Origin of the sequence: Sporomusa aerivorans, from assembly GCF_041428895.1 — a bacterium.
GTDB classification, from domain to species: Bacteria; Bacillota; Negativicutes; order Sporomusales; family Sporomusaceae; genus Sporomusa; species Sporomusa aerivorans.
Genome location: NZ_CP156926.1, coordinates 2,855,001 through 2,860,000 on the forward strand (window position 1 = coordinate 2,855,001; position 5,000 = coordinate 2,860,000).

5 protein-coding genes, 1 tRNA gene, 1 rRNA gene and 1 other RNA gene (2 of these 8 cut by a window edge) are annotated in these 5,000 nt (G+C 43.9%); 7 read left to right on the forward strand and 1 reads right to left on the reverse strand.

Annotated features, from left to right (window positions below; translation table 11 throughout):
- The 3 genes from SATMO3_RS13345 to SATMO3_RS13355 form a co-directional block, all read left to right on the forward strand.
- Positions 1-326 carry the 3' portion of a PD-(D/E)XK nuclease family protein gene (locus SATMO3_RS13345; RefSeq protein ID WP_371381272.1) on the forward strand. Its footprint begins 133 nt before the window's first position, so only the last 326 of its 459 coding nucleotides appear in the window; the start codon falls outside the window, past its left edge; the stop codon is at positions 324-326.
- A gap of 106 nt (positions 327-432) precedes the next feature.
- The gene (locus SATMO3_RS13350; protein ID WP_371381273.1) at positions 433-780 is read left to right on the forward strand and encodes a CGGC domain-containing protein; all 348 of its coding nucleotides are present in this window, start codon (positions 433-435) and stop codon (positions 778-780) included.
- 135 nt (positions 781-915) lie between these two features.
- On the forward strand, positions 916-1,353 hold the full coding sequence (locus SATMO3_RS13355) for a MarR family winged helix-turn-helix transcriptional regulator (protein WP_371381274.1): 438 nt from the start codon (positions 916-918) through the stop codon (positions 1,351-1,353).
- A 105-nt stretch (positions 1,354-1,458) separates the two neighbouring features.
- On the opposite strand, the gene SATMO3_RS13360 is transcribed toward SATMO3_RS13355, so the two are convergent.
- Positions 1,459-1,860 (reverse strand): hypothetical protein, encoded by a 402-nt coding sequence (locus SATMO3_RS13360; protein ID WP_371381275.1) that lies wholly within the window; start codon positions 1,858-1,860, stop codon positions 1,459-1,461.
- A 337-nt stretch (positions 1,861-2,197) separates the two neighbouring features.
- On the opposite strand from SATMO3_RS13360, the gene SATMO3_RS13365 reads away from it, so the two are divergent.
- The 4 genes from SATMO3_RS13365 to SATMO3_RS13380 all read left to right on the forward strand — a co-directional run.
- Positions 2,198-2,557: a hypothetical protein gene (locus SATMO3_RS13365; RefSeq protein WP_371381276.1), complete on the forward strand. Its 360-nt coding sequence runs from the start codon at positions 2,198-2,200 to the stop codon at positions 2,555-2,557.
- A 360-nt stretch (positions 2,558-2,917) separates the two neighbouring features.
- Positions 2,918-3,092, forward strand: a non-coding RNA gene (gene ssrS / locus SATMO3_RS13370) — 6S RNA.
- A gap of 318 nt (positions 3,093-3,410) precedes the next feature.
- Positions 3,411-3,485 (forward strand) — tRNA-Gly (locus tag SATMO3_RS13375).
- A gap of 40 nt (positions 3,486-3,525) precedes the next feature.
- A 16S ribosomal RNA gene (locus SATMO3_RS13380) occupies positions 3,526-5,000 on the forward strand (it continues 233 nt past the right edge of the window).

Here is a 5,000-nt window from a genome sequence, read left to right on the forward strand (position 1 = left end):
CACCGGACGTCGTGTGGATTGACAGGCAGGAAACGCTTATCGTCGGCGACTATAAAAGCAGGTACGATGGCAAGGTTTATGAGTCTGATATTATTCAACTATCTGTCTATAGGCTGCTAGTGGAAAAAACACAAGCAAAGAACGTTGCCCCATATGGATTTATACATTTTAAGAACAGGCTAAGAGTTAAGGTCGATCTGTTAAGCAGTGATGAGGTTATTAGTTTGTATCGGCAATATCAGGATGTAACAGGCGGAACAGTAAAAGCGCATTGCACTAAGAATAAGGGATACTGCAAATACTGCGAGTATCTGGGAAGTTGCTGAGTCCTGTTTCAACTCTAGCCAAGGTGCATACCAGATTACAAAATGATATCTGAATGCATTCAGAACCCACGTATATAATGAAAAAATGAGCAAAGAAGGTATAAGTATGAAGATTGCAATATTAGTCAGGGAAGAAACGATGCAGCGTTGTACCGGTAAAGGATGCCTCAACGCATTTTTTCAAAGAAAAGATGCATTTAAAGGTTATGAAGATAAAACTGAATTGATAACGTTTTCTCACGCCGGCGGTGATATCGATCATAAAATAGAAATGATGATAAAAAATGGCGTCGACACAGTGCATTTGTCTTCTTGCATGCGAGCAAAAGCTGCCAACTACGAAGCGTTAGCCCAAAAGCTTGCAGAGCATTTTAATGTTGTGGGCTATACTCATGGAGCAGAAGAAGGCAAGGAACAAGCTACGGTAATTATAAAAAAAGCTGACAAGGTATAAATATAAAAAACGAACTGGTTTTCAAAGCATTTCTGTTGCTGAGGAGCTATTGACTTAAACTGGTAATGCTTTTACAATATTGCTAGTATATTAACAATTAAGCTTGGGGGGCTGACAGAGATCACGCACAATGATATGCCGGACAACTATTTTTCCATACGTACGTTGATTGAGCTGACAGTATTCCAGGATTCTTTGGATGATGTTTTGGAGATGCATTTTTCAAGGTATGGCTTGTCCAGGGCTAAGTTTAATGCTTTAATTCAATTATATATGACAGGCGGTCAAGGGTTGACGCAATCAGAATTAGGTAAAAAGCTGTTCGTTTCCCGTGCCAATATTACCAGACTGATTGATCGATTAGAAAAAGAAGATCTAGTGGCTCGGAAGGCCGACCCTGCCGATAAAAGGGCTTTTCAACTGTATCTTACGGATCGGGCCAACATACTTATGAAAGCTTTCGTTCCCATTCACAATCAGTATGTACATAAACTTATGTCGGTACTTGATACTGATGAAAAAAAGCTGCTGATTTCTTTGCTGGATAAGCTCAAAAAAGGGTTGGATCAGTGAGTATTCGCAACAAAAGCAGGGACATATTTGTCCCTGCTTTTGTTGCGTTACAGCTAGCGCTTAATGAAAACGGTATATCCCAGCTTCCTTTGACCGGATTCATTATCAATCAGCAATATTCATTTTACCTAGAGTATCTTCGCCCCAAACTTTAATCAGTACCTTGCCATTTTCCCGAAAGCCATGGGCAAGTTCGCAATGTCTCAATGTCGCGAAATTTCTTTCCCATTCCAACTTGGTTAAACCGAGTTTATTCATGATCTGCTCAGCCGTAACCGGACCTTCTGTCTTAATGTGATTGTAGATACTTTTTTGCAGTTCGGTCAACCCATCGGTCCCTTCCTGTCCAGCCAGTTTACGGGCTAATTTTGCGCTATGCACGGCAGCAACGTCACAGGTACGGGGAGGCTCCAGCATTTGAAGGTAGCAATCTTCGCACAGCATCTGTCCGCGATGCAAACATTGTTCTCCCTCGGGAATTTCATGCTTACATTTGTTGCATATCATAATTATCACTCCTCTCATTCATATACGCTTCCACCATTGTACGGATACTATAAAACGTTTTTTTCATTTGGAAGATTAGCCTTAAAAATGTTAATATGCTAACAATTAAATGTTAATATATTAACATTTAATTGTCAATTGCTTCTTTGCAGACACCTTTTCAAATGATTCTGCGAGCATATGGTCGTTCGATAGTTAAACCGACTGGTTATTGAGCTATTTGGCAGTTTTCTTCTTACATATTTTTTCGATAACGGGAGGAAATTACTGAAAGATTACTAATTATTAATATATAACTGCTTCAAATTTATTGACTTATTTTTGAGGAGGTTAATTTATGACCAATGAAGCTAACTCCCTTACTCAAGGCAATCAGCCAGTGCCTGTTTCAGAAGCCAGACTCGTAGGAGTTGAGGAGAAAGAACGCGAGGGGGTATTCGTAAACGGATTTATTTGCCAAAGCTGTGGACTACACTTCAATCTATTTTCTTGGAAAGCGAACCGGCACCGTAGCGATAATACATACTGTCCGGAATGTGGAACTAAAGGTTCCTTTATCCACTACCGTAAGGTCTTAAGTACCAGCAGAGTTCGGGATGATAATTCCACCGACGAAATATTCCGAAACGTGCCTTTAGATGGAAGTCAGCTAATGAAAGATTCTATTGTGATCCCAAAACAGAAAGATTCCCAATAAGCTGCAAGCTAAAGAAGTTTTAATGTATAAGTAAATTTCGTTAGCTTTGATTTACACTTAAAGTATTATTACAACAAAACATTAGCAAGTTCAAATCCCGTCGCTTTGAGCGATTTTTTTTGAGAAGAACAGTTGACATAAGAAAAGCAATCTGATATAGTAATAACTCTGAAATGACGGCGATATAGCCAAGTGGCAAGGCTAAGGTCCGCAAGACCTTGATCCCCTAATTCTAATCTGGGTACGACGTATAAAAAGTAGCTTGCTTATCATATCTTGAGCTAGACGACTACGCCACAATGTGCGCCAGACGCAACAGGAGACTATTCAAAGCTACGCTAGTAGCGACCTTTTCCAATACATAGCCTGGAATGGATGTTATCTTTAGATATGTCCAACCTACTTTAAATAATAGGGAATCTGATGATATGCAGCTGTCGAGCCATCAAAGAGTGGAGGACAAAAACATATCTAAGGATGCCCACCTGCTAGGTGCAGGTTTGGACATACAAAGAGACGACATTTTGGGCTATAAAAAATAATCAATCAGACACAGTTGACATAAAGGAAACAATGTGATAATCTATAAAAGTCGCTGTGAGCGGCGGAAATAATTGGTACGAATAATTGTGTTGACATAACAAAGGGTTCGTGTTAAGATATTATTCCGTCACAAAATGAGTGATGCGGTTCCTTGAAAACTAAACAATGTGAGTAATGCATCAACGTACTATCGTGCGAACTTCCTATTATATATGGCCTTAGTGGCCGACGTGATATGTAGTCTCGATACAATGTACGGAAAGCCAGATGTGCGGTGGTTTTTTATAAACCACGTCAATAAATTAACGGTGCGGAAGTAGCTCAGCGGTAGAGCATCGCCTTGCCAAGGCGAGGGTCGCGAGTTCGAATCTCGTTTTCCGCTCCAAAGATATTATGAGCCAACAAATGGCTTCAATAAATAAACTTTATTGGAGAGTTTGATCCTGGCTCAGGACGAACGCTGGCGGCGTGCCTAACACATGCAAGTCGAACGGTCTGCTGTTCAACACCGAGAGTTTTGGTGATGTGAACTCCGACAGTGTCAAGCGCGAACGATAGAGAGCGCTTCACGCAAGGAAGTCGAGCTTTATTGCCGTCCATGGCAAGCTCGACATTAGGCCCATCCAGGGCCGTCACAACACCTGAGTTTTCGGTGTTGGACAGCAGATAGTGGCGAACGGGTGAGTAACGCGTAGACAACCTGCCTCTAAACTGGGGACAACACCGCGAAAGTGGTGCTAATACCGAATGTGGTGACTTGGTTGCATGACTGAGTTAAGAAAGGTGGCCTCTATATATAAGCTACCGTTTAGAGATGGGTCTGCGTCTGATTAGCTAGTTGGTGAGGTAATGGCTCACCAAGGCGACGATCAGTAGCCGGTCTGAGAGGATGAACGGCCACACTGGGACTGAGACACGGCCCAGACTCCTACGGGAGGCAGCAGTGGGGAATCTTCCGCAATGGACGAAAGTCTGACGGAGCAACGCCGCGTGAGTGAAGAAGGTTTTCGGATCGTAAAGCTCTGTCGTTTGGGACGAACGTATCTTGTGTAAATAATGCAAGGTAATGACGGTACCAAAGGAGGAAGCCACGGCTAACTACGTGCCAGCAGCCGCGGTAATACGTAGGTGGCAAGCGTTGTCCGGAATTATTGGGCGTAAAGGGCGTGTAGGTGGATCTTTAAGTCTTGTGTCTAAGTGCGGAGCTCAACTCCGTATGGGCGCAGGAAACTGGGGATCTTGAGTGCAGGAGAGGAAAGTGGAATTCCCAGTGTAGCGGTGAAATGCGTAGATATTGGGAGGAACACCAGTGGCGAAGGCGACTTTCTGGACTGTGTCTGACACTGAGGCGCGAAAGCCAGGGGAGCGAACGGGATTAGATACCCCGGTAGTCCTGGCCGTAAACGATGGGTACTAGGTGTAGGAGGTATCGACCCCTCCTGTGCCGGAGTTAACGCAATAAGTACCCCGCCTGGGGAGTACGGCCGCAAGGTTGAAACTCAAAGGAATTGACGGGGGCCCGCACAAGCGGTGGAGTATGTGGTTTAATTCGACGCAACGCGAAGAACCTTACCAGGGCTTGACATTGAGTGAAAGGTCTAGAGATAGATCCCTCCCTTCGGGGACACGAAAACAGGTGGTGCATGGCTGTCGTCAGCTCGTGTCGTGAGATGTTGGGTTAAGTCCCGCAACGAGCGCAACCCTTATCCTTTGTTGCCAGCACGTTATGGTGGGAACTCAAGGGAGACTGCCGCAGACAATGCGGAGGAAGGCGGGGATGACGTCAAGTCATCATGCCCCTTATGTCCTGGGCTACACACGTACTACAATGGGCTTAAACAAAGCGAAGCAAGCCTGCGAAGGTAAGCGAAACGCATAAACAAGCTCTCAGTTCGGATCG